18 protein-coding genes are annotated in these 24,106 nt (G+C 72.9%); 7 read left to right on the top strand and 11 right to left on the bottom strand.

The window, feature by feature from the left end:
* Nucleotides 1–156: 156 nt before the first annotated feature.
* Nucleotides 157–819 carry a TetR family transcriptional regulator gene (locus tag JK356_RS12515; protein WP_201867752.1) on the bottom strand — a complete coding sequence of 221 codons (663 nt, stop codon included), beginning with the start codon at nt 817–819 and terminating at the stop codon, nt 157–159.
* A gap of 252 nt (nt 820–1,071) precedes the next feature.
* Here JK356_RS12515 and JK356_RS12510 point away from each other — a divergent pair, with 252 nt between their 5' ends.
* On the top strand, nt 1,072–3,729 hold the full coding sequence (locus JK356_RS12510) for a serine/threonine-protein kinase (protein WP_201867751.1): 2,658 nt from the start codon (nt 1,072–1,074) through the stop codon (nt 3,727–3,729).
* 18 nt (nt 3,730–3,747) lie between these two features.
* Here the strand turns inward: JK356_RS12510 and JK356_RS12505 are convergent, their stop codons facing one another.
* The 5 genes from JK356_RS12505 to JK356_RS12485 all read right to left on the bottom strand — a co-directional run bounded on the left by JK356_RS12505 (nt 3,748) and on the right by JK356_RS12485 (nt 8,717).
* Nucleotides 3,748–4,821, bottom strand: a complete 1,074-nt coding sequence (locus JK356_RS12505) for an ABC transporter ATP-binding protein (RefSeq protein WP_201867750.1) — start codon at nt 4,819–4,821, stop codon at nt 3,748–3,750.
* The gene (locus JK356_RS12500; protein ID WP_307815548.1) at nt 4,821–5,681 is read right to left on the bottom strand and encodes a carbohydrate ABC transporter permease; all 861 of its coding nucleotides are present in this window, start codon (nt 5,679–5,681) and stop codon (nt 4,821–4,823) included. Before JK356_RS12500 ends, JK356_RS12505 begins: the two co-directional genes overlap by 1 nt.
* Entirely contained in the window at nt 5,678–6,622 is a 945-nt protein-coding gene (locus JK356_RS12495; RefSeq protein WP_201867749.1) for a carbohydrate ABC transporter permease, read from the bottom strand. Before JK356_RS12495 ends, JK356_RS12500 begins: the two co-directional genes overlap by 4 nt.
* Nucleotides 6,600–8,000, bottom strand: a complete 1,401-nt coding sequence (locus tag JK356_RS12490; protein WP_201867748.1) for an extracellular solute-binding protein — start codon at nt 7,998–8,000, stop codon at nt 6,600–6,602. Before JK356_RS12490 ends, JK356_RS12495 begins: the two co-directional genes overlap by 23 nt.
* Nucleotides 8,001–8,123: 123 nt before the next feature.
* Complete coding sequence (locus JK356_RS12485; protein WP_201867747.1) at nt 8,124–8,717, bottom strand: hypothetical protein; 594 nt, start codon at nt 8,715–8,717, stop codon at nt 8,124–8,126.
* Nucleotides 8,718–8,865: 148 nt separating this feature from the next.
* On the opposite strand from JK356_RS12485, the gene JK356_RS12480 reads away from it, so the two are divergent.
* The 6 genes from JK356_RS12480 (at nt 8,866) to JK356_RS12455 (ending at nt 15,344) form a co-directional block, all read left to right on the top strand.
* Nucleotides 8,866–10,662, top strand: a complete 1,797-nt coding sequence (locus tag JK356_RS12480; RefSeq protein ID WP_201867746.1) for an endonuclease/exonuclease/phosphatase family protein — start codon at nt 8,866–8,868, stop codon at nt 10,660–10,662.
* A gap of 105 nt (nt 10,663–10,767) precedes the next feature.
* Nucleotides 10,768–10,971, top strand: a complete 204-nt coding sequence (locus JK356_RS12475) for a hypothetical protein (RefSeq protein ID WP_201867892.1) — start codon at nt 10,768–10,770, stop codon at nt 10,969–10,971.
* A 141-nt stretch (nt 10,972–11,112) separates the two neighbouring features.
* A complete protein-coding gene (locus JK356_RS12470) occupies nt 11,113–11,850 on the top strand; it encodes a hypothetical protein (RefSeq protein ID WP_201867745.1) in 738 nt (245 codons plus the stop codon).
* A complete protein-coding gene (locus JK356_RS12465) occupies nt 11,847–12,770 on the top strand; it encodes a hypothetical protein (protein ID WP_374100645.1) in 924 nt (307 codons plus the stop codon). Before JK356_RS12470 ends, JK356_RS12465 begins: the two co-directional genes overlap by 4 nt.
* Entirely contained in the window at nt 12,767–13,813 is a 1,047-nt protein-coding gene (locus JK356_RS12460; protein WP_307815547.1) for a serine hydrolase domain-containing protein, read from the top strand. Before JK356_RS12465 ends, JK356_RS12460 begins: the two co-directional genes overlap by 4 nt.
* Before the next feature lie 340 nt (nt 13,814–14,153).
* A complete protein-coding gene (locus tag JK356_RS12455; protein ID WP_201867744.1) occupies nt 14,154–15,344 on the top strand; it encodes an MFS transporter in 1,191 nt (396 codons plus the stop codon).
* A 527-nt stretch (nt 15,345–15,871) separates the two neighbouring features.
* Here the strand turns inward: JK356_RS12455 and JK356_RS22215 are convergent.
* The 5 genes from JK356_RS22215 to JK356_RS12435 all read right to left on the bottom strand — a co-directional run bounded on the left by JK356_RS22215 (nt 15,872) and on the right by JK356_RS12435 (nt 24,077).
* Entirely contained in the window at nt 15,872–17,854 is a 1,983-nt protein-coding gene (locus JK356_RS22215; RefSeq protein ID WP_307815546.1) for an NB-ARC domain-containing protein, read from the bottom strand.
* Nucleotides 17,742–18,317, bottom strand: a complete 576-nt coding sequence (locus JK356_RS21845; RefSeq protein WP_236671216.1) for a winged helix-turn-helix domain-containing protein — start codon at nt 18,315–18,317, stop codon at nt 17,742–17,744. Before JK356_RS21845 ends, JK356_RS22215 begins: the two co-directional genes overlap by 113 nt.
* Before the next feature lie 768 nt (nt 18,318–19,085).
* Complete coding sequence (locus JK356_RS12445) at nt 19,086–19,295, bottom strand: hypothetical protein (RefSeq protein WP_201867743.1); 210 nt, start codon at nt 19,293–19,295, stop codon at nt 19,086–19,088.
* A gap of 163 nt (nt 19,296–19,458) precedes the next feature.
* Nucleotides 19,459–22,407: a BTAD domain-containing putative transcriptional regulator gene (locus tag JK356_RS12440; protein WP_201867742.1), complete on the bottom strand. Its 2,949-nt coding sequence runs from the start codon at nt 22,405–22,407 to the stop codon at nt 19,459–19,461.
* 146 nt (nt 22,408–22,553) lie between these two features.
* A complete protein-coding gene (locus JK356_RS12435; protein ID WP_201867875.1) occupies nt 22,554–24,077 on the bottom strand; it encodes a CehA/McbA family metallohydrolase in 1,524 nt (507 codons plus the stop codon).
* Nucleotides 24,078–24,106: the final 29 nt, after the last annotated feature.

Below are 24,106 nucleotides of genomic sequence, written 5' to 3'. Positions count from 1 at the left end.
AACGGGCTCCTGTCGGACACGCGTACGAGCGAGGGGAGCCACAGAGGATACGCGCCGGCGGCGCGTGTGACCCAGAGGGGTGTCAGCGGTTCTCACGAGGCGGGACGTGCGACGTCCCGGCGGACAGGGACCGGGTCGGTGTGCCCCGCCCAGCCGCTACTTCTTCTTCGGTGGCGTGGGCTTGCGGCCCGTCACGCCCAGGTGCACCAGCTGGGTGAGCGCGGGCTTCAGCTCCGTCTGCTTGGCCCCCGACGACTGGAGGCTCTTGGGCTGCTGGGCGACGGCCGCGAGCATGGTCGTCAGCGAGCCGGCGACCGCGGCGGCGCTCGGCTCCTTGTCCTTGGCGCGGCTGCGGGCGCGCTGTCCCTCGATCGCCTCGGCCAGCGGCTTGGCGACGGCGCCGTGCACCCGGGTGCGGATGCGGACGAACCGGCGGTCGCCCTCCGCGGCGCCGAGGTCGATTACCCGGAGGATCGCGTCGTGCTTGCGCCAGAACGTGAGGAAGCCGTCGACCAGCTCCTCGGCGCTCTGGCGCCCCGCCTGGCCGGTCCACGAGCGGCCGGTGACGAGGTCGCTGAGGGCCGCGCTCTCCTTGACCGTGCCCTCGGCGATCTCCAGGACGGCCGCCTCCACGTCCGGGAAGTACTGGTAGAAGGTCGCGGGCGAGGTGCCCGCTTTGCGGGCGACGTCGATCACGCGGACGTCGCGGTAAGGGGAGGAGCTCAGCATCTTGCCGAGGCAGTCGAGCAGCTTCTGCCGTGTTGCCTGACCACGACGGCCCGCGATGCGTCCGTCAACGGTCGTTACCTGTCCTGTCATGCCGTCAGCTTATCGATGCGTGATCAAATCGCTATCTGACTGCGTCCAAACGGGGTGCGTACGTGTGGATACCGCCTCCAACCCCGCATCCGCTCCAATCCTGCCCCGGGTGCTCGGCTGTCCGACCTGGGGGGAAGAATCGGTCACGAGCCCCCGATGATGTTCACGCGGTAATGAGATGCTGCAATGGAAGGCTGCACATGCGCGGGGCGCGAGACGACATAGCGGCCCTCACGGGGAGGTGTCAGGCACATGGTGGAGCAGCTGACGCAGCACGATCCGCGGCGGATCGGGCCGTTCGAGGTGCTCGGCCGCCTCGGCTCCGGTGGCATGGGGCTCGTGTACCTCGCCAGGTCGGCCTCGGGGCGCCGGGTGGCCATCAAGACGGTCCGCAGCGAGCTCGCCGAGGACCAGCTGTTCCGCGTGCGCTTTACCCGTGAGGTGGAGGCGGCCCGCGCCGTCAGCGGCTTCTACACGGCGGCCGTCGTCGCCGCCGACCCGCACGCGCCGGTGCCCTGGCTGGCCACCGCCTACGTGCCCGCGCCCTCCCTCGAGGACATCGTCAACGAGTGCGGACCGCTGCCGGTCCAGGCCGTGCGCTGGCTGGCCGCCGGGGTCGCCGAGGCGTTGCAGTCGATTCACGGCGCCGGGCTGGTGCACCGCGATCTGAAGCCGTCCAACGTGCTGGTGGTCGAGGACGGGCCGCGCGTGATCGACTTCGGGATAGCGTCGGGCGTCTCCAATACGCGCCTGACCATGACCAACGTCGCGGTGGGCACGCCCGCCTACATGTCGCCCGAACAGGCGCGGGACTCGCGCGGCGTGACCGGCGCGAGCGACGTGTTCTCCCTGGCGTCCACGCTCGTCTTCGCCGCCACCGGCCACCCGCCCTACCACGGGATCAACCCGGTCGAAACCGTCTTCATGCTGCTGCGTGAGCCGCCGGACCTGGAGGGGCTGCCGGACGAGCTGCGGCCGATGATCGAGTCACTCATGGCCGCCAAGCCCGAGGACCGGCCGACGCCCGCCGACCTCCAGGCCGAGCTGGCGCCCCACCTCTTCTCGGCCACCGACGACAGCGGCAGCGCCTCCGCCTGGCTGCCGCCGGGCGCCGTGGCGCTGATCGAGCGGCGCCGGGGCCGGGGCCACGCCGCCGCCTCGCAGCCGCCCGCCGCGCCCTCGCCGCCCCCGTCCTCGGCGCCGCCGTCTTCGGCTCCGGCGGCCCCGGCGCCGCCCTCGCCGCCGCCGGCCCCGCCGGCCCCGTCGGCGTCCCCGGTCGCACCGGCTCCGTCAGCCCCGCCCGCGGCGCCGTCGTTCCCGGCGCCGTCGTCCGGCGGATCCGCCGCGGCGGTGCCGCCGCCCCCGCCCGCGCCGCCGTCGCCGCCCCCGCCGTTCCCCTCGGCCGTGCCCGCGGCGCCGCCGTCCCCGCCGCCGGCCCCGGCGCCTTCCGAGCCCGCGGCGGCCTCCGCTTCCGCCCCGGCGGCCCCGCCCGCGGCGCCGCCGTCCCCGCCGCCGGCCCCGGCGCCTTCCGAGCCCGCGGCGGCCTCCGCTTCCGCCCCGGCGGCCCCGCCCGCGGCGCCGGCGACGGGCGGTGAGGAGCAGGTACGGCTGCCCGGCTCCCAGGTGCCGATAGGGCCGGGGCCGCACCGCGGCGAGCCCGGCCCGGGCCGCGCCTCCCAGACCAGCGAGTGGGCGCGCCCGCCCGGCCCCTCGTCCCCCGCCGTGCCCAGCCCCTCGACGGCGAACGGCGGCTCCGAGGGCGCCCGGCAGCCGGCGCCGGCCGCCCCGCAGCAGGGCTGGCGCCCCTGGCGGTTCCGGATGAACAACGACCTGTGGGGCTCCCCGCTCGTCCTGGGCGGCCTGGTGTACGTCACCTCCTTTGAGGTCCACGCCCTGGACGTGGCCACCGGGCGGCGGCAGTTCAAGACCCGCGACGTCGCCTGGTCGATGACGGTCACCGGCGGCCGGCTCCTGGCCTCCGACGGGCCGAACCTCTTCGCCCTCGACGCGGGCGACGGCACGGAGCGCTGGCGCGCCGCCACCGGCTCCTGGGTGTACGCGCTCACCGCCGAGCGCGGCACCGTCGTCACCGCCACCCGGGGCGGCGGCGTCCAGGCGTGGGAGTCCGGCACGGGCGAGGAGCTGTGGGAGCTCACCGGCGCCCAGATCGACTTCGAGACCCAGGACACCGGCCCCGTGGTCGGCGGCGGCATCGTCTACGTCTGGGGCGAGGGCCTGCTGTACGCCCTGGAGGCGCGCTCCGGCTCCGAGCTGTGGCGCTACCCGGTCGGCGACACCACCGTGACCGGCGGCGTCCCGGTGCGGGTGCTGCCCACCGACGACGGCGTGGCCTACGTGTGCGCCGGGTCCCGGGTGCTGGCGCTTGACACCGCGACCGGCGCCGAGCGCTGGCGCTTCGACGCACCCGCCGCGATCCTCTGCCCGCCGGCGTACGAGCCGGAGCGCAGCAGTGCCGCGGGCGTGTACTTCGCCGACTACCTCGGCACGGTCTACGCCCTCGACGTGGCCACCGGCGACGACCGCTGGCGCATCGCCACCGAGGCCCGGCAGGCCACCGACCCGGTCGTCGTCGCCGACGGCCTGGTGCACCTGGGCAGCGGCACCGCCATGTACACCCTCGACGCCGTCAGCGGCACGCCGCGGTGGCGCTTCGCCGCCAGCGACACCATCGTCGGCCGGCCCGTCGTCGCCGACGGCCGCGTCCACTTCGGCTCCGAGGACCACTGCCTGTACACGGTGGACGCCTCCAGCGGCCGGCTCAGCTGGAAGCTGGAGACCGGCGGCGCCATCACGGGCAGCCCGGTCGCGGCCAGCGGCATGGTCTTCGCGTGCAGCAAGGACCGCTGCGTCTACGCCCTCGACGCCAGGCGCGGCACCCGCCAGGCCTGACCGCCCGCACCGGCGCCGTCATTCCAGCAGCACCCCGTCGCGGTACAGCAGCGTGCGGTCGGGCCGCGGCACCACGTGCGCGGTGTCGCCCGGCGCCAGCGGCGCGTCCTCGTCGGCCACCGCCTGGAACGCCCCCGCCGGGCCGGTGACGGTCACCAGCAGCGCGCTGCCGAGATGCTCCACGACCGTCACCTCGCCCGACAGCGCGCCCTCGGCCGGCCCCGGCGCCCACCGCGTGTACTCGGGCCGCACCCCGTACACCACGGGCTCCCCGGCCGTCAGCGGCGTGGCCAGTCCGGCGGGGACCGGCAGCAGCGCGCCGCCGACGACGACGTGGCGGCCGGACGGCGCGACGGCCCCGGACAGCAGGTTCATGGGCGTGGCGCCGATGAACGAGGCGACGAACGTGCTGGCCGGCCGCTGGAACACCTCGCGCGGGCTGCCGATCTGCCGCACCCGCCCGTTCTCCATGACGGCCACCCGGTCCGCCAGCGCCAGCGCCTCGGCCTGATCGTGCGTCACGAACACGGTCGTCACCCGCAGTTCGCGCTGAAGCCGCTTCAGGAACGTCCGTGCCGACAGCCGCATCCGGGCGTCCAGGTTCGACAGCGGCTCGTCCAGCAGGAACGCCCGCGGCCGGCACGCCATGGCGCGCGCGAGCGCCACCCGCTGCTGCTGCCCGCCCGACAGCTGCCCCGGGCGGCGGTCCAGCAGCTCGGAAAGCTCCAGCTCCGCGGCCACGGCCCGCGCCGTCTCGCGCCGCCTGGCCGCCGGGACCTTCCGCACCCGCAGCGGGTAGGCGATGTTGTCGGTGACCGTCATGTGCGGGAAGAGCGCGTAGTCCTGGAAGACCATGGCGACCTCACGCCGCCCCGGCGGCACCGACGTCACGTCCCGCCCGCCGAGCGCGATGGTGCCGGACGTCGCCGTCTCCAGCCCGGCCAGCGTGCGCAGCAACGTCGTCTTGCCGCACCCGGACGGGCCGAGCAGCGCGAAGAACTCCCCGTCCTCGATGGCCAGGTCGACACCGTCGAGCGCGGTGGTGCCGCCGGGGTACACCTTCGTCAGACCCGACACGGTGATCGCGGACATCAGCTCTTGATCCCTCCGTGGAACCTGAAGCCGTACCGGGAGCTGACGAAGAGGAACATCGCCACCACCGGCACCGCGTACAGCAGGGAGAACGCGGAGATGAGCGCGAGGTCGGGCTGACCGCCCTCGGTGTAGAACGTGTACATCACCACCGCCGCGGGTGACTTCTCCGGCGAGCGCAGCAGCAGGAACGGGATGAGGAAGTTGCCCCAGACCTGCGCGACCGCCCACACCGCGATCGCCGCCAGCCCCGGCCGCGCCAGCGGCACCGCGACGTGCCGCACGATCATCAGCGGCGTCGCGCCGAAGACCCGCGCCGACTCCTCGTAGCCGCGCGGCGTCGCGTCGAAGAAGTCCTTGAGGATGAACACGGCGCTGGGCAGCAGCCCGCCGGTCAGCACCAGCACCACGCCCAGCTGGGAGTCGATCAGGTGCAGCTCGTAGGCGAGGTTGAACAGCGGCACCATCGCGGCCGTCCCGGTGACGATCGCCGACAGCAGCAGCAGCGCGTACAGCAGCGCGTCGCGGCCCGGCAGCCGCACCCGGCTGAGCGCGTAGGCGGCGAGCGCGGCGCTCACCACGGTCAGCGCGCCCGCGCCCGCCGCCAGCACCACGGAGTTGCGCAGCGAGTCCACCGCGTACGGGTTGTCCCACAGCGCACGGAAGTTGGCGAGCGTGAACTCGGGCAGTGAAACCGCCGTGCCCGGCGTCCGGTCGAACGGCGCCGACGCCAGCCACAGCAGCGGCAGCGAGAAGAACGCCAGCACCAGGCAGCACGCCGTGTACCGGCCCAGCACGCGCACCGCGCGCCGCGCCGCCACCGCACCGCCGTGCCGCTCCCGGCGGGTGCCCCGGCTCACGGCGCCTCCTTCCGCTGCCGCAGCAGCCGCACGTAGCACAGCGCGATGACCAGGTTGATCAGCAGCATCAGCACCGACAGGGCGGCCCCGTAGCCCAGTTCGCCGTCGAACAGCGCGGTGTTGTAGAGGAAGACCGGCAGGATCTCGGTGCGGTCCTCCGGGCCGCCGCCGGTCAGCAGGAACGGCGTGAAGTCGTTGAACGTCCACAGGCTGATCAGCAGCAGGTTCGTCAGTACATGCCCCCGGATGCGGGGGAAGACGACGTCCCGCAGCTGCTGCCAGCCCGAGGCGCCGGCGAGCCGGGCCGTCTCCAGCTGCGACGGCGGCACGTTCCCCAGCGCGGCGGCGTACAGCATCATCGAGAACGCCGTGCCGCGCCAGATGTTGAAGACGATGAGCGACGCCATCGGGTACTCCAGCAGCCAGGCCGTGCCGGGCGTGCCGAGCAGCGCGTTGAGCGTGCCGTCGTCACGGTCGAGCAGCGCCAGCCACAGGAACGCCACGACGGACGACGGCAGCACCCACGCCAGCAGCACCAGCGCCTCGACCAGCCGCCGCAGCAGGCCGCGCCGCTCGCGCAGCAGCCAGGCGATGAGGAAGCCGAGCACGGCCTGCCCGAGCACCGCCGAGCCGAGGACGAACTGGAGGGTCAGGCCCAGCGCGTGCAGGGAGTCCTCCTCCGCCACGGCGCGGGAGAAGTTCTCCAGCCCGGTGAACTGGGGATCGGCGGCGGCCAGGCCGGTCAGCCGGTAGTCGGTCAGGCCGAGGTAGACCGTCCACAGGGCGGGGAAGAGCAGGAACCCCGCGACCAGCAGCAGCGCGGGCGCGGTGAGCGCCGCGGCCCGCGCCCGGCCCAGGCCCGCCGCGTCGGTGGCCAGGGCGGCGGCCCGGCGGCGCCGCCGGGCGTGAGGCGGCGCCTCAGCCGGTGACGTGGTCCGCACCGACCACCTCCGCGAGCCCTTCCTCGTAGGCGGCCGCCGCGTCGGCCGGGTCGTCGCCGCTGACCACGGCCGCCGTGGCCTCCTGGAGCAGCACCGACACCTGCGGGTAGGCGGCTACGCCGGGCCGGTAGGACGTCAGCGGCAGCACTTCCTCGGCGACGAACGACAGCATCGGGTCGTTGGCCAGCACCCGCTCGTTGACGTCGGTGCGCGGGGTGATCACCGTGCGCTCTTCGGCGAAGGCGGTGAGCGCCTCCTCGGAGTGCATGAACGCCAGCAGCTCCCAGGCCAGGTCCGGGTGGCTGGTGGCCTGGTTGAGCACGCGGGCGCTGCCGCCGGACATGCTGACGAAGTCCTGGCCGTTGAGCCCGCGTCCGGGCGCTGCCGCCGGGATCAGGGCGTAGCCCACGTCCTCGTCGCGGTCGGCCATCGGCGTCAGACCGGTCTGCGGGGCGATCACGTCGCGCCAGAAGTAGTCGCTCTCGGCCAGGATGCCGATCGTTCCTTCGGCGAAGCGCTCGAAGGACTTGTCCCGGCCCTGCGCCTCCTGTTGCAGCAGCGGGTCGCCGAGGCCGCCGCCGTAGACGTCCTGGTAGAGCCGGAGCGTTTCGGTCAGTCCCGGGCTGGCGCCGGTCCACTGGCCGTCGGTGTAGATCTCCTCGCCGGTCCCGGCGAGCAGCGGCAGCACGCCCTGCATGGTCGTGGCCTCGCCCATGGCGGTGCCGGCGTTGAGCTGGAGCGGGGTGACGCCGTCGAGTCCGGCGAGCGCTTCGGCCGCCGACAGCACCTCGTCCCAGCTCGCCGGCTGCCAGTCCACGGGCAGCCCGGCCTGCTCGAACAGGCGCTTGTTGTAGTAGAGGACGCGGCCGTCGGTGCCGGCCGGCACGCCGTACCGTTCGCCCTCGTACGAGGCGAGCGACTGCACGGCCTCTGGTATCTGCTCCCAGCCGTCCCAGTCACCGGCGGCGGGCGCCACCTCGTTCAGCGGGGCGATGTACCCGGCCTCGGCGAACTCGCCGATCCAGATGCCGTCCAGCGTCAGCACGTCGGGCCCGGAGCCGGACTGGAGGTCGAGGGCCAGCCGCGTCTTGTACTGCTCGTCGTCGACGCCGCTGGGCTCGAAGGTGACGTTCACCTCGGTGCCCTCGGCCCGCTGCGCCTGTTCGAAGCGCGGGATGACCCAGTTCTCGATCCAGTCGGCTTCTTCGGCGTTCTTGCCGCCCGCGATGGCGTTGGCGGCGATGGTCAGCTCGACCGCACCGCCCGAGCCGCCGGATCCGGCGCCGCAGGCGGTGAGGGAGGCGACGAGCCCCACTAACACGCCCAGGACTCCCGCCGTGACGGGAGCCGCGGGCGTTCGGCCGGTCCGCACCGTCATGGTCTCTTCTCCTCAGCGAAAAGATCCCGTGTGTCCCGTTTTCCTCGTGGGGTTGCTGTCATTCCCCTGACAATTGCTACCCACGGGAAACGGCGACGGTGCGCCAACTGGCGTGATTGTTCGTCAGGCGGCGTCGCGGCCGCGTCCGAACCGCCGCTTGCGGTGCGGCTCTTCGGTGCCCCACGGCCCCTCGACGACGTCTCCCTCCTGCGAGCCCTCCCGGCGGCCCTCGTAACGCTCGCGCGGCGGCGCGGGGCCGGCGGTGCGTTCGACGGTGTCCCTGCGGTGGCGTGCCTTGGTGCGGCCGAACGTCGCGGCGGCGGCGAGGAGTCCGAGCACGCCGGAGACCAGTCCCAGGCCCACGCCCTCACCGAGTCCGTTCTCGCCGATGGTCAGGGCGTCGTTGTCCTGGTACTGCCGGATCATCCACAGGATGGTGAAGCCGAGGATGAGCACGCCGGCCAGCCCCATCAGGGTCGCCGAACGGAGCGGTATGGCGATGATGGCGATGATCGCGGCGGCCAGCATCGGCAGGAACAGGCCGGTGAACAGGTTGGCCGACTCGCCCGTGATGCCGTCGCCCGTGAACAGCTGCCACCACTTGTAGTCGCGTCCGTTGCGGTCGCCGTACCAGTCGAGGAACGGGCTGGCCAGGGCCGTCACCGCGGTGGCGATGGCGAGGATGGCCCCGAGGGTGGTTGCCAGTGCGTTGCGCATGCCGACGTCCTCCTCACGTCGTGAGTCCTGCGCCCCCCTGCGTGGTTCTCCGTGTTGTTCGTGACGTCCTTCTCGACGCTACGCGCCGCTCGCGGGGCCCGCACCCCGGCGGCGGAGGGGGCGCCGGACGGCGCTAGTCTCGGCCGCCATGACCCCCATGACCTTGCCCGTCGCGGTGATCACGCTGGTCGCGTTCGAACTCCTGCGCGTCACCGGGGTCGTCATGGACCTGTCGGCGTTCGGCGTGACGGTGACGCTGGCCGGCCTGGCCGCCGCCGCGCTGACGGGACCGCTGATGTGGTGGCTCGGCCCGCGCCGCGCGCTGCCCGCGGCGATGGGGGCGCTGGCGGCGGGCCGGCTGCTCGTGCAGTTCCCCTGGGCGCGGGTGATGCCGGTTGCCGTGCTGGCGGCGGCCGTGGCGTTCGCGGCGCTGCTGCTGGCGGCGCGGCGGCGCGACGAGCCGGGAGCGGTGGCCCGCGCGGTCGCGCTGGCGGCCGGGGCCGACGTGGCGCTGCGGCTGCCGCTGGACCTGTGGGATCCGGTGTGGCGCGGCGGCGTGCTGGGCTGGGGGGTGGCGCTGGTGCTGGCGGCCGCGCTGGCGGGCCTCGCCGTGCGCGCCGCCCGCGCGCCCGCGCCCGCTCCGGTGCGGGTCGGCGACGTGCGGCTCGCGTTGCTCGGTCCCGCGCTGGCCCTGTACACGGCGCTGCTGGCCTCGCCCGGCTTCGTCGCCTCGCAGGGCGGGGTGACGGTGACGGCGGCCGGGCTGTGGATCGCGGCCGGCACGATCCTGGGGGTGCGGCTGCTGTCGGACCCGCTGCCGCCGGCCGTGCCGCCGGTGGCGCTGGCGGCGGCCGTGTTCGTGTTCCTGTTCCTGCCGCAGCCGGGGCTGCCGCTGGCGCCGCTGGCCGCGCTGGTGGGCGTGGCGGTGCTCCCATCCGTGCTGGCCCGGGCCCTGACCGGCGCGCTGGCCACGGGCCGCGGCCCGCTGGCCGACCTGGCGCTCGCGGGCGGCGCGGCCGGGCTGGCGTACGGCCTGATGGTCGTGCCCGATCACCTGCACTACGCGCCGGAGGCGTTCCCGCTGGCGGGCGCGCTGCTGCTGGCGGTCGCGGCCTGGCGGTCGCGCGCGGCGGTGGTGCGGCGGCCGTTCGCACCGCTGCTGGCGGCGTGCCTGCTGCTGGCGGCGCCGCCGCTGCTGAACGCCGCGCGCCCCGCGCCGGACCCGCTGCCCGTGGACACGGCGGGCGGCGTGTACCGGATGATGACGTGGAACATCCACCACGCGGTGAGCGCGGACGGCGAGCTGTCCCCCGAGGACGTGCTGGCGACCATCCGCGGCTCCGGCGCACACGTCGTGCTGCTCCAGGAGGTGCCGCGCGGCTGGCTGGCCGCGGGCGGCCTGGACCTGGTGACGTGGCTGGAACGCCGCCTGGACGCGCAGGCGGTCTTCGCACCCGCCGAGGACCGCCAGTCCGGCAACCTCATCCTCACCAGCCTGCCCGTCACCGCCTCACAGACCGGCAGGCTGCCGGAGGGCGAGGGCGCAACGGACCGCTCCTACGCCTCCGTCACCGTGCGGCTGACGGACGGTGAGACGGCGCGGATCACCACCGCGCACCTGGAGGGCGACGACCGCGGGACCCGGGCGCGTCAGCTCGCCGAGGTGGTCCGGACCGTGGGGGACGACCCGCACGGCGTCCTGGCCGGTGACCTCAACGCCCGCCCCGGATCGCCGGAGCTGAACGCCGCCCTGGAGGCGGGGCTGCACAGCGCCCAGGACGAGGCCGGGGACCCGGAGCAGCCCACGCAGCGGGAGCCGCGCCGCCGGGTGGACTGGATCCTGGGCGGCGAGAACGTGGCTTTCGCGTCCTTTGAGCTCTCCGATGTGCCCGCCAGCCACGTCTCCGATCACGCGCCGCTGGCGGTCACGGTCTGGCTGGACTGACGGCGGCGGCCGCCGGCAGTCACTCGTCTTGCCGATTTGTCCGATTTGTCTGACTCGTTCTAGCCTGGAGTCCGGACACATCCGCAGGACAGAAAGGCCAAGCCGATGAAGAGTGAGCTGTCCCGTCCCACGACGACTCCCCTCGCCGACCCGGCCATGCGTGACGCCGTCGCCGACCTCGTGACGCACCGCCAGGCACCGGTGAGCGACGCGCCGCTGTACGCGCCCGAGGCGACCGGCGCGCTGCTGCTCGGCCTGCTGCTGACGCCGAAGGAACCCAAGGAGCCGAAGACTCCCCGCAAGGTGTGAGTCCCGGCCAGAGGACCGCGCGTGCGGCGACGCCGGACCCCGCCACCAGGGCCGGGGGGCGGCGGGCCGCTCGCGCGCTCCTGTCCGTGACGGATGTGCCCGGAGCCGGGAAGCCGAGGAGAGGCCGAGGAGAGAGGGCGGATGGGCAGCAGCACCGAAAGCGTGCGGCAGGACGTCGCGGCGGCGGTCACGGCGCTGGCCGGACGGGTGACGGAAGCACTGGCCGACGTAAGGGGCACGGCGCATGTGGTGGCGCCCTTTGTGGAGATTTCTGAGGACAAGGTCGCGGCGCTGGGCGCTGTTCGCGTTCTGGGCGCTGATGCGCTGGCTCCTGCGCTCCTGGCGGGAACGCCGCCGGCGGCAGCGGACACCGACGTGATGGCGGAGGCGGCACGCTGCTTCCCCCTCGCCGGGAACGGCGAGGTGCTCGCCTGGCACGACTGGGCCACCGCCGAGGCGGTCGCCCGCCAGCAGCACCCCCCGGGCCGCGCGCCCCGCCCCGAGTGGACCGTGCCCGAACCCGCGTCAGACCCCGACCAGCCCGGCGGACCCGACTGGCGCGAGTGGTCCGTCGCCCTCTCCCAGCTCGCCGCCCTGGCCCTGCCCGGCCTCGACGGCCCGGTCCACCAGGCCGCCCGCCGCCACGCCATGGTCCTGGCGCGCGGCGCCTGCTGGGCGGCGATGCGCCGCGACTACCCGCTCGCCGCCCGGCTGGCCCGCTGGCTGGCGTTCCTCCGCGCCGGGGGACTGCCGCCCGGCGAGGCGCCACTGGACCCCGCGCCGCTGCTGGACCACCTGCTGCTCGTCGGCGGCGTCGAGGCCCGCACCGTGCTCGACGCCCGCATCGGCAAGCGGCTGCTGGCGGGTGACCGCCCGTGAGCCGCACCGACACCATCGCCGCGATCGGCCACGACATGGCGCGCTCCGCCCTGGCGTGGCTCGCCGAGAACCGCACCTACGGCGGCCTCCCCGACACCTGGTCCCCGCAGGACGCCGAGCCCGACTCCGCCTACAAACCGCTGGGCGAGACCGCGCTCGCCGCCTCGCTCGCCCTGCGCGAGGGCGTCGCGGGCCCGCGCGAGGCCGAGGCCGCGCGCACGCTGCTGGACCACGCCTGGGACGAGTTCCACCAGGGCGACCTCCTCTACGAGCGGCAGCTGCGCCACCCCTTGATGTCGGACCCGCTGGAGACCTACGCCCACTTCGCCCGCGCCGGATACGAACACGCCGGACTGCGCCAGCTCTGCGACCACCTGCACCGGCTGCGCGCCGCCCGGGTTGCCGAAATCGTCCCCAACCGGCGCCTGGCCGTCGCCAACGCCGCCCGGGTTGCCGGGACCGGTCCGCCCGCCGACTGGGAGACGCTGATCGCCGCGACCTGGCTGGGCGCCACGCCCGAGCCGTGGGCCATCGACTGGATGACCGCCTACCACGTCACCCACACCGTCTTCCACGTCACCGACTGGGGCGCCCGCCGCGAGCTGCCCGCGGACCTCGAGGACTACCTGCGCGCCTGGCTGCCGGTCTGGGCCGAGGTGTGGCGCGAGGTCGAGCAGTGGGACCTGCTGGGCGAACTCCTCGCTGTCGACGCCTGTCTGACCCGCCCCGCCTGCGGCCGCGCCCTGTGGCAGGACCTGGCCGCCGCCCAGCTGCCCGACGGCATGCTGCCGCGCGACGGCCAGCCGCTCGCCGACGACCCGCAGGAACTCTTCGACGACCACCACCACCCCACGGTGGTCGCCGCGGCGGCCGGAACCATCGCGCTGTCCCGCGCGCTCGGCGGCGCCGGCGCACCGTGACCGGTCCCGCCGGACCGCCGGCCACCGGAGACCTGGCCCGCCGCCTCGACGGCCTGGCGGCGGCCGCGCCCCGCGCCACCGCCGTCGCCGCGGCGGCCGTCGACGGCAGCGGCCGCGAGGCGGTGGCGGGTCCGGCCCACGCCGTCTTCGAAGCCGGCTCGGTCAGCAAGACGTTCACCGCGCTGCTGCTCGCCGCCGCCGCCGACCGCGGCGAGGCCAGCGCGCACGACCCCGCCGCCCGCTACCTGCCGGCCGGCGTCCGCCCCCGCGGCCCCGGCGCGGCAGCCGTGCGCCTGCTGCACCTGGCCACGCACACCTCCGGCCTGCCGCGCCTGCCGCCGAACCTCTACCCCGTGGCCGCGCCGCACTGGTGGACCACGCCTTACGCCGACTACACCGAGGAACACCTGCTCCGCGCCACCGCCCGCGCCCGCCCCGCCCCCGGGCGGCGCGTGCGGTACTCCAACTTCGGCGTCGGCCTCCTCGGCTACCTGCTGACCAGGGCAGCCGGCCAGAGCCACCCCGAGGGCTACCCCGCCCTGCTGGCCGAGCGGATCAGCAACCCGCTCGGCCTGGCCCGCACCACCGCCGTCCCCACTGCGCCCGCCACCGCCAAGCCACCGCCCGGCCTGGTCACCGGCAGCCGCCGCGGCCGCCCCGTGCCGCCCATGACCCGCCACGGCCTCACCGCCGCGGGCGGCGTCCACACCACCGCCGCCGACCTGCTGCGCTACCTGCGCTGCCACCTCGACCCCGGCGCCGCGCCGCCGCCGCTGGCCCGCGCGCTCCGCGAGACGCTGCGGCCCCGCCTCGCCCGCCGCGGCGGCGACCGGCTCGCCCTGGTCTGGAACATCCGGGACGTCGCCGGGCGCGAGACGTATTTCCACTGCGGCGCCACCCGCGGCCACACCGTCTTCGCCGGGTTCTGCCCGGAAGCGGGCGTCGCGCTCGCCGCCCTGGCCGCGACCACCGCCTCGCCCGGCGACCGTTTCGTGCCCGCCGCCTACCTGCTGCTGCGCGAGCTGGTCAGCGAAGCCGCGTGAGCGAGCTGACCCTCGCCGTCCTTCCCGCCTGCCGGCGCCGGGGGCACCGGCCGCGCCCTGCTGCGCGCCAGCCTCGGCGTCGAGGACGGCAACCACGCCGCGGTCCTGCACACCGAGGCGGGGTCTTCACCACCTCCGGCCGCAACGGCGGCTCGGACACCATGCTGCTGACGCTGTGACCCCGCCGGCGGCCCGGCGGCCGGAAAAAACGGTTGCCCGCGCCCCGCCGGTCCGCTTCCCTGGTGTCAGACACCCGATGGACAGGAGGCCGAGATGAGGACACACGGACGTACTCCGCAGCCCTTCTCCACCTCTCTGACATCGAAGGACGTCACACTTCGTGGGTATATCCACTCTGCCTGGCCAAAAGGCCGCCGAGCGGCCTGACGCCCGCGCTGCCCGCGCCCGCTGGGCCGCTCCCGTACCGTTTCTCATCCTGGGGCTGGTCTTCTCCAGCTACTTCGTCCAGATTCCCTCGCTGAAGAGCGACCTCGGCCTGACCGAAGGGGAGCTGGGCGCGTTCCTGGTGCTGCCGGTGCTCTCCGGCGTCGTCGCCATGCAGTGGGCCGGCCGGCTCGTCGCCCGTCAGGGCAGCGCGACACTCGTCCGCCTGACGATGCTGGGGCTGCCGCTGTCGCTGCTCGGCTTCGCGGTCTGCGGCGACCGGGTCACGTTCGCCGTGGTCCTCGTCGTCTTCGGCGCCGTGGACGGCCTGATGGACATCTCCATCAACGCCCACGCCGTCGCCGTGGAACGAGCCTTGCAGCGGCGGGTGATGAACAGCTGTCACGCCGCCTGGTCCATCGGCGCGGCCCTCGGCTCCGGCCTCGGCGCCGCCGCCCACCATGCGGAACTGTCCCGGGCCGCCCACCTGACGCTCATCGCCGCCGCGCAGATGCCGCTGGCCCTGGCCGCGGGCCGCCACCTCCTGCCCGCCGCCGCCGACCGCGAGGCGGACCAGCGGCCGCGCGCCACCGGCTGGCGGACCGGCTGGACGCCCCGGCTGCTGCTGCTCGGCCTGACCGGCACCGTCGTTCTCATCACCGGCGGCGTGGTCGGCAACTGGGGCGGCATCTACCTCCACGAGGACCTCGGCGCCTCCCTGGCCACGGCCTCGCTGGGCTACCTCGGCTTCAGCGCCTTCGAGGCCGGGGTCCGCCTGGTCGGCGACGGCCTCCAGGAGCGGCTCGGCACCCGCCGCCTCACCGGCGCGTCGGCTGCCGTGGCCGTCACGGGACTGACGGCCGTCGTCCTCAGCCCCAGCCCCGCAGCGGCCATCGCGGGCTTCTCCCTGCTGGGACTGGGCATGGCCGTGCTGGTTCCGATCACCCTCGGTGCCGCCGGACACGGCGAGGGGGAGCACAGCGCGGCCGACGCGCTGGCCAAGGTCGGCACCCTGACCTACACCGGCATGCTGCTCGGACCGGTGTTCATTGGCTGGTGCGCGGGCTCCTTCGGCCTGACCGCCACCCTGGCCGGTCTGCTGGTCCTGCTCTCCGCCACCCTCCTCGTCGGCCTGCGCCGCCTCTGAACAACGCGCAGGCGACCGCTCCCAGGAAAGGAGAACCTGCCGATGCCCCCGCACCGCTACCGCCGCGCCAGCCGGCCCGGCAGCCGCCCTGGCTGAGGCGACCGCGGGCCCGCGCCGCGCCCCCGGCGGTGACCAGACCGCCGGGGGGCGCGCCCTCCGGCCGCGGCCCGCTGCCTTGCTGCCGGGTCTCCCGCAGCAGCGGGTGCCAGACCTGAACAGGGCACCGTCACGCCCGCCCGAGGGCGGGCGGTGACCACGTCAGGATCGCTGACGAACCCGCGCCCAGGCAGCACGAAGCCGGTCCGGACAGCCTCCCCTCCACGCCGTCCGAACCGGCTCATCCCCCCACCGGTCCCCCCGACCGGGCTGGGCCTGCCCGGGACACCCCCGCTGTCACCGGACAGACCCTCTCCACCCCCTTGCACTACCGGCCGCTGCCCCCCAGCCGCGGCCGGTACGAGCAGAAGCCTGGCACCCCGCGCTAAACAGCCAATAAACGGAGTGGTGGGTTCTGGATAGGCGGGTGGTCAGCAGGATTGCCCGGTCTGTGCGTTGGCGAGCAGAGTCCTGATCTCCTCTGCCTCGGCTTCGCTGTGTCCCTCGAACATGACAAGCGCCTGCTGCCAGGAGGCGCGGGCGCGGTCGTGCTCGCCAGTGGCGGCCAAAGCGAGCCCCAGCAGCTTGAGGATCTGCGCCCGGCGCCAGGGACCGGCGACATTGCGCACGTAATCCAGCGCCCGTTCCGCGAGCTCCACGGCTTCCCGAGGATGTTCGAGGGCCATATGTGCCTCCGCGAGCCGAAAGAGGGTCATACCCTCCCACAGGCGCTGACGGTGGGCCCGGAACCGTCCGAGCGTCTCGACGAGCAAGGTCACGGCAGCGCTGTACTGGCCGTCCGCGATGAGGGCACGTGCCAGGGCGTACTGGCCACTGGCGAGGCGCAAAGACGATCCAACCAGCTGCAATATGTCGCAACATTCCTGGGCAAGGCGGACGCCGGCCTTTGTGCGGTGCGTTTCCAGGCTGAGCTGTGAAAGACAGGCGAGGATACTTGCCTCGCCCGAGGCATTGGAGTCGTCTCGGTAAGCGTGCAGTGACCTGGTCAAGTACTCTTCTGCTGTCGCGTGCAATCCCCAGTGAAGGGCCGATAGGCCTGCAAGGTTCGCGCCGTGCGCCGCGATGACCGGGTCGGTGACCGCCCCTGGCAGACACATAGCTTGCTGTGCGTTGGCGTAGCAGGATTCCAGCCGCCCTGCCAAGTAATCCGCCTGAGCCTTAGCGATGCGTATCCGCCCCTGTGCGTACCTGTGATTGACGGTGACGCACCTGTTGAGCAGGGCATTGCATACTTCGGCGAAGGGCGCTGAGTACTCTCCCGACTCCGTGAGGTCTCGGGACAGCATGACGATGTCGGCGGCTAAGGACAGGTGCTGTTCATCGGTCACCGTTCGGAGGGACTGCAATAGTGTGGCACCCTCCGCGAGAAGCCAGTCGACGGCCTCCGAGCGTGCCATGAAGTCGAGCCCCGAAGTCTCCGGCTCATGGACGTGCTCCACGAGTTTGTCTCCTGGGCGCTGTAGCGCGTACACCCTGCGCGTGGTCGCCAGGTAGAAGTCGAGCATGCGCGTCACGCCCGCGTGGCGGGACTCATCGTCCTCTTCTCGTTCGGCGCAGTCGCGGGCGAAGAGGCGGACGAGGTCGTGGAGGCGGTAGCGGTGGGGGGCGGCGGATTCGACGAGTGAGGCGTCGACGAGGGATTCGAGGATGTCTTCGGTGGTGTCGGGGTCTTGGTCGAGGAGGGCGGCTGCGGCGTGGAGGGAGATGTCGGGGCCTTCGGCCAGGCCGAGGAGGCGGAAGGCGCGGGCTTGGGTGGGGGTGAGCTGGCTGTAGCCGAGTTCGAAGGTGGCTTTGACGGCTTGGTCGCCTGCCTGGAGTTCGTCCAGGCGGCGGCGTTCGTCGGAGAGTTTGCGGGCGAGGGTGGAGACGGTCCAGGTGCGGCGGGAGGCCAGGCGTGAGGCGGCGATGCGGATGGCCAGGGGGAGGAAGCCGCAGGCGGCGACGACGTCCATGGCGGCGTCGCTTTCGGCGTGGACGCGTTCTTCGCCGACGATGCGGGTGAAGAGGGTGAGGGCTTCTTCGGGGCTCATCACGTCGAGGTCGACCAGGTGGGCTCCGGCGAGGTCGACCATGCGGTGGCGGCTGGTGATGAGGGTGGCGCAGCCGGAGGTGCCGGGCAGGAGGGGGCGGACCTGGGCGGCGTCGCGGGCGTTGTCCAGGAGGGTGAGGACGCGGCGGCCGTCGAGCAGCGACCGGTACAGCCCCGCCCGTTCTTCGACGCCTTCGGGTATGGCGTCGTCGGGGGTGCCCAGGGCGCGCAGGAAGGAGCCGAGGACGGCTTCAGGGTCGGCCGGGGCCGGGCCGGCGCCCTGGAGATCGACGTAGAGCTGCCCGTCGGGGAAGTGCTCCCGCGCGGCATGCGCCACCTGCACCGCCAGCGTCGTCTTCCCCACACCACCGTTTGCTGGCCAGGCTGCCGCAGAGCTCCGTGGGGGCCGTGCCCGCCAAGGCGGGGCCGTGCCAGAGACCGATCGCCTCCCGGTAGAGGGTGCTTGCCTCTTCTCCGCTCGTCCGCGCGGCCCGCTCCGTTAAGGACCGGAAGCGGTGCAGGTCGACGCGCTGCGGATCGCCGGTGAAGCGGTAGCCGGACGCCGTGGTACGCAGTGTGTCCTGAGCTTCGCGGGGCAGCGCCTTCCGTAACCTTGAGACCGCGACCTGGATGACGTTGCGTGCGGAGCGCGGCGGCTCCCCTGTCCACAGCATGGGGACAAAGCGGTCCATGGACACGTCCTGCCCCGGCTCTAACAGCAGGGCGGCGAGGATTGTGCGCTGCTGTGTCGTGAGCGTCGCGAGCGGTTCGTCTCCCCGCCAGATCCCAACCTGCCCCAGAAGGCGGTACTCGAACTCCGCCGCCATGACACCCTCCCTTGACCCCGGGCGGCAGCCATACCGCCACGACGTCACGTCGCACTCGCGGCATTGACAGCAGTGACATCAGCGGGTGTTAAGCGGTGGCTGCCAGAGTCGTGATCACACCTTGGCCATGACCACGATACGGCGTGCGATCGCCGTGGAAGGGGGGGAGGCGTGCTGCTCGCTCTGTGGGGCAGTGCGGGCGCATGGCCGCCGACATGCGCCAAAGGTCCGGGCTGGCGTTCCACTGGAGGTCGTCTCCGGGGGCGTCAGCTCGGGCCGCGTCCCCTCCGCGCCGCCCGAGCCGGGACCCCCGTCCCTCGGGCCTGTTCGGCGGTTCCCCCGCAACCGCCGAACAGGCCCATCTCCCCTTGGAAGACCGACCGCGCACCCCTGCATCCGGTCGGTACGTTCATGAGCATGGCAGGAGGCCATAAACGAGCGATAAACGCCGGCAGGCACTGGATGCGGGAGGCACCGCGTCAGCGGGCGAGCCGCCGTCCTATGAGGTCACCTGATGGTTGGCATCCTTTGGGTAGTTGTCGAGGGGAGTAGCTGCCGCGGACGCCGTACTCCCGGTTCCTATGAGGAGCGCTGTTGCTGCGGCGCAGAGCGCGACTATGCGTAGTAGACGAGTCATGAGGCCTCCATGGTGTGTGTTCTGCCGTGCGTATCGGGAGCGGCCTGTCTTAACAGTGATGCCCGCAGGGGCGGCAGCAAGAACCGGCTGCGGCGATGGGGCATCGCGCAGCCGGACCTGCTCGCTAGCGCTTACTGGTTGTCACCGACGGGTTCACCCTTGGGATACGAGTCCAGCGGCTTAACTATCGGCTCGTCCTTCGGGTAAGAATCCGAGGGCTTGACGGGCGGCTCGTCCTTGGGATACGAGTCCAGCGGCTTCACGGGCGTGGACTTATCGCCCGGCTGGTTGTCCCCGGTGGCTTCCGAGGTCTTGTTCTCGCAGGTCGTGACTTCACTCAAGGTTAACCCCCATGCGCTTTGAGTTGTGGGCTGGCCGCCGTGGGACACCCCCGTGCTGCGGGCAACCAGTCCTCGGTGCTGTCATGCAGCGACCATGGTGGCTGGAGCCTGTCAGGCGGCGATAAACAAGCGATAAATGTGGCTGGTGCAAGCGGCTGAAGCGTCAGACGATGCTTGACGCCAAGAGGTTCCTGACCTCAGCGGCCTCAGGGCTTCCCTCGTCCTCGAAGAGGGTCAGTGCCTGTTCCCAGCAGGCCCGAGCGCGTCCGCTGTGGCCTATCGCATCCAGACCACGCCCGAGGACAGTGAGGGCACTTGCGCGCCAGATTGGACCGCTGTTCTCACGCAACTGTGCCAGGGCTTGCTCTGCAAGTGTTGCCGCTTCGGTATGTTCGCCCATGGCGAGGTGGGTCTCAGCCAGACGGAAAAGTGTGAGTCCTTCCCAGACGCGTTGCCTATTCGAGCGGAAACTGCGCAGAGCTGACTGGAACTCGTGAACAGCTGCGGTGTACTGCTTATCTTCGGCGAGAGCAATGCCGAGTGTGTATTGACCATTCGCGAGCCGCAGGCGTGACCCCATCCTGCGGAGAATTTCGAGGCTCTGTTGGGCGAGCTGCACGGCTTTCTCTGTTCTGCCCATTTGCAGAGCGACGCGTGACAAGCAGCTCAATGCGCTGGCCTCGCCCGGATGGTCGAAGTCTTCCCTGAAAGCCTCCAGGGCATTCATGAGGTGGGCATTGGCATCTTCATGGCGGTTCTGGTACAGGGCGATGATGCCGCAATTGTTGGCGGCGTGAGCCCGGGCAACAAGATCATCGGCTGCGATGCCAAGGATGATGGCACGCCTGCCGTGCTCGTCAGAGGATTCGAGCCGATCCGCCATGTGCTCGGCTTGGGCTAGCGCGACGCGCACACGACCTTCGGCGTGGGCGTCCTCGGCCTTGTGCGCGACTTCGAGTACCCGTTCACATGCACGCTCATACTGCCGCGAGAAGGCACCAGACTCGGACAGGTCCCTGCTCACCAGCAAGACATCCGCTGACTTTCGGAGTGTCTCCGCATCCGTTGCCTGCTGCACGCAGGACAGCAGACAGTCAGCTTCCGTAAAGAGCCAGTCGACGGCCGAATCTGCATCTTCGAAGGAAAGCCCTTCCTGGAATGTCGGTTCCAGGTGGTCCACCAGTCGGTCTCCTGGGCGCTGCAGCGCGTATACGGAGGCGGCTGTCGCGAGGTAGAAGTCAAGAAGCCGAACTTTCGCGGCTTTGCGCACCTGCGGGGGCTGCTCGTCTCGTTCGGCGCAGTCGCGGGCGAAGAGGCGGACGAGGTCGTGGAGGCGGTAGCGGTGGGGGGCGGCGGATTCGACGAGTGAGGCGTCGACGAGGGATTCGAGGATGTCTTCGGTGGTGTCGGGGTCTTGGTCGAGGAGGGCGGCTGCGGCGTGGAGGGAGATGTCGGGGCCTTCGGCCAGGCCGAGGAGGCGGAAGGCGCGGGCTTGGGTGGGGGTGAGCTGGCTGTAGCCGAGTTCGAAGGTGGCTTTGACGGCTTGGTCGCCTGCCTGGAGTTCGTCCAGGCGGCGGCGTTCGTCGGAGAGTTTGCGGGCGAGGGTGGAGACGGTCCAGGTGCGGCGGGAGGCCAGGCGTGAGGCGGCGATGCGGATGGCCAGGGGGAGGAAGCCGCAGGCGGCGACGACGTCCATGGCGGCGTCGCTTTCGGCGTGGACGCGTTCTTCGCCGACGATGCGGGTGAAGAGGGTGAGGGCTTCTTCGGGGCTCATCACGTCGAGGTCGACCAGGTGGGCTCCGGCGAGGTCGACCATGCGGTGGCGGCTGGTGATGAGGGTGGCGCAGCCGGAGGTGCCGGGCAGGAGGGGGCGGACCTGGGCGGCGTCGCGGGCGTTGTCCAGGAGGGTGAGGACGCGGCGGCCGTCGAGCAGCGACCGGTACAGCCCCGCCCGTTCTTCGACGCCTTCGGGTATGGCGTCGTCGGGGGTGCCCAGGGCGCGCAGGAAGGAGCCGAGGACGGCTTCAGGGTCGGCCGGGGCCGGGCCGGCGCCCTGGAGATCGACGTAGAGCTGCCCGTCGGGGAAGTGCTCCCGCGCGGCATGCGCCACCTGCACCGCCAGCGTCGTCTTCCCCACACCACCGATGCCCGCCACCGCCGAGACAGCCATGACGCGCCCGCCCGCTGAGGCCAGTTCCCTGCCGAGCTCCGCCACGAACGACGCGCGCCCGGTGAAGTCCGCGACCGCGGCCGGGAGCTGGGCCGGGCGGATCTGCGGCGGGGCCTGGGCCGCGCGTGCCGCCGCGCCGGGCACCACGTTCAGCGACGGATCGGCGTTGAGGATCCGCTGCTGAAGCTCGCTCAGCTCCGGGCGCGGCTCGACACCCAGCTCGTCGATCAGGATGCGACGCGCGTCGGCGTACACGGCAAGCGCCTCAGCCTGCCTCCCGCAGCGGTACAGCGCCAGCATCAGCAGCTCCCTCAGTCGTTCCCGCAGCGGGTGAGCCGTCGTCAGGGCGGTGAGCTCCGACACGGAGTCGGCGTGCATGCCGGCCTGCAGCCCGATGTCCAGCCGCTGCTCGAGCAGCGTCAGGCGCATCTCGCCCAGCCGCTCGCGGTGCAGGTCCGCGCCGGGACCCGGGACGCCGGCGAGCGCCTCGTCGCCCTCCCACAAATCGAGCGCTTCGCCGTACAGGTGATGAGCGAGCGTCAGGTCGCCGGCGGCGACGGCGTTCTCGGCGTCGGCTGCCAGGCGCGCGGCCTTCTCGGCGTCGATGTCGTCGTCCTTGTCGAGCCGGAGTGCGTACCCGCCGGCCTCGCCGACGAGTACCTCGCCCCGCCCCGCGGCGCGCAGTTCGCGGCGCAGCCGCGACGCGTACGTGCGCAGGGCCGCGATGGCCTGCTGCGGCGGGTCCTCACCCCACAGCGTGTCGACCAGTTCCTGCGCCGTGGCCATGCGGCCCCGCCGCAGCAACAGGGCTGCGAGCAACGCGCGTTGCTGAGGCGATCCGGACGGCAGCGGATTCCCCCCGCACAGGGTGCGCACGGGACCCAGCACGGCGAAGTACAAGGCTGGCGCACGAATCCCCCTGGTCCCCTCACCAACGTCCATGGCGTCCTCTGTCCGTACCGCTTCCGACGCTTCCTGCCCGCACGGCGGCCGTCGCGCGGGTAACCACGTGACGGGTTCCGGCCAGTGTGCCCCCGCCCAGGGTATGGGGATGAGCCCGTGGGAGCCCGTGGCGAAAGCGTTACAGCCTATCGGCTCGCGTCCCTCCCAAGGAAGACCGGATTGGTCATCGCTGCCATAGCGCCCGGTAGTCCGGACGCGCCGCCGTCCGCCGGCGCGTGCCGGATCTCCGCGCGCACGTAGGAGGCGAGCGAGGCCGTCGTGTCCCACTCAACCTGTGCCGCGCCCCCGCTGGGCACGGGCTCCACGCGCAGTTCACCCTGATCGGTGAGCAGCCGCACCGTACCGTTCTCCGGAGCCCCCGTCACGTGGCAGCGCACCGTCACCCGCGCGCCGGGGTCCGTGTGCAGCCGCTCGCCGATGGTGGCGTGCGCCCCCCGCTCGTCGCTGACGGTCAGTGACACCGCGACAGCCGAGGACTCGGCGAGGTAGCTGCGGCCCGCCGCCAGGCCCGCCAGAATCGCGGGACGGCTGAGGTCGTCCGCCAGCACCACGGTCTGGGGCAGGCCCACGACCTGCGGCTCCCGGTGGGCGTCGCTGTTGCCCATGGCCGGCAGCCACCGCCCCGTGCCGCTGAGCGCGGCGTCCCAGGTGGCCAGCGACAGTTCGTCATCCGCCGTCCACGGGCCGTTCCACAGCTCGACGGCGTCGGCCTCCTCGAAACCCGCCTTCCACTGGCAGCCCACGAACGGGCAGTGCGGATGGGCGGGCACCACCAGGCCGCCCGCGCGGCGGATGCGGCGGGCGTACCGGGCGAACGCGCCGTCGCGGGCGCGGTACCGCCAGTCGATGAACGTCCCCGGGTCGGTGCCCAGCGCCAGGTAGTGGCCGTTGCGGGTGGTGACCTCCTCGCCGCACAGGACCAGCAGGCCGTCGCCCCACAGGCCCTGCCACGCGCCGTGCGCCGACGTGGTGTTGTGGTCCGTGGACGCCAGGAAGTCCAGGCCGGCCGCCCGCGCGGCCGCCGCGACCTCGGCCGGGGTGCACAGCCCGTCGGAGTGCACGGTGTGCAGGTGGCAGTCGCCCCGGTACCAGGCGCGCCCTCTGCCCGCGACGCGCTCGGGCGGGTACACCGGCGCGGGAGTGCGGCCGGGGCGCCCGTAGGTGAGGGTGAGGGTGACCTCGTACTCCATGCCCTGAGGGGCGATCGTGTACGGGCCGAGGACGACGTGCCACGTGCCCGGGTTGACGGGCCCCGGCAGGTATCCGGGCGTGGCCTCCTCGGCGCTGACAAAGAACGAGCTGCGTGCCCCGCCCGACCAGCCCCGGAAGCCGTCCCCCGGCTCGCCGGTGCCGCGCTCGTCGAACAGGCCGATGTCCAGCGCGTTCCCCGGCGTGCCCGCGGGGACGCCGGGCCGGTCGTACGTGTAGGCGACGTCCACGCGCCGCACCCCGCGCGGCACCCGCACCGGGAGGTACAGGTAGTCCGGTGCGCCGGCCTCCAGGCGGCCGCGCACCGTGCGGGTCCGGGTGCGGCCGTCCCCGCCGCCGGGTGCGCCGGCCTCGGCGGCGAACGCGACGGGTGCCAGCGTGACTGCCGTCGCGCCGCTTCCCGCTGCGGTGCCGTGGCGCAGCGCGTCGCGCCTGCTCATGGCCCCTGTCCCCTCTCCGCTCGCCATCG

The sequence above is a fragment of the Streptomyces sp. 7-21 genome (assembly GCF_016741785.1).
In the GTDB taxonomy this organism is placed as follows: domain Bacteria; phylum Actinomycetota; class Actinomycetes; order Streptomycetales; family Streptomycetaceae; genus Streptomyces.
Note: the sequence above shows the minus strand (reverse complement) of the source record. Positions and strands in the feature narration are given on the sequence as shown.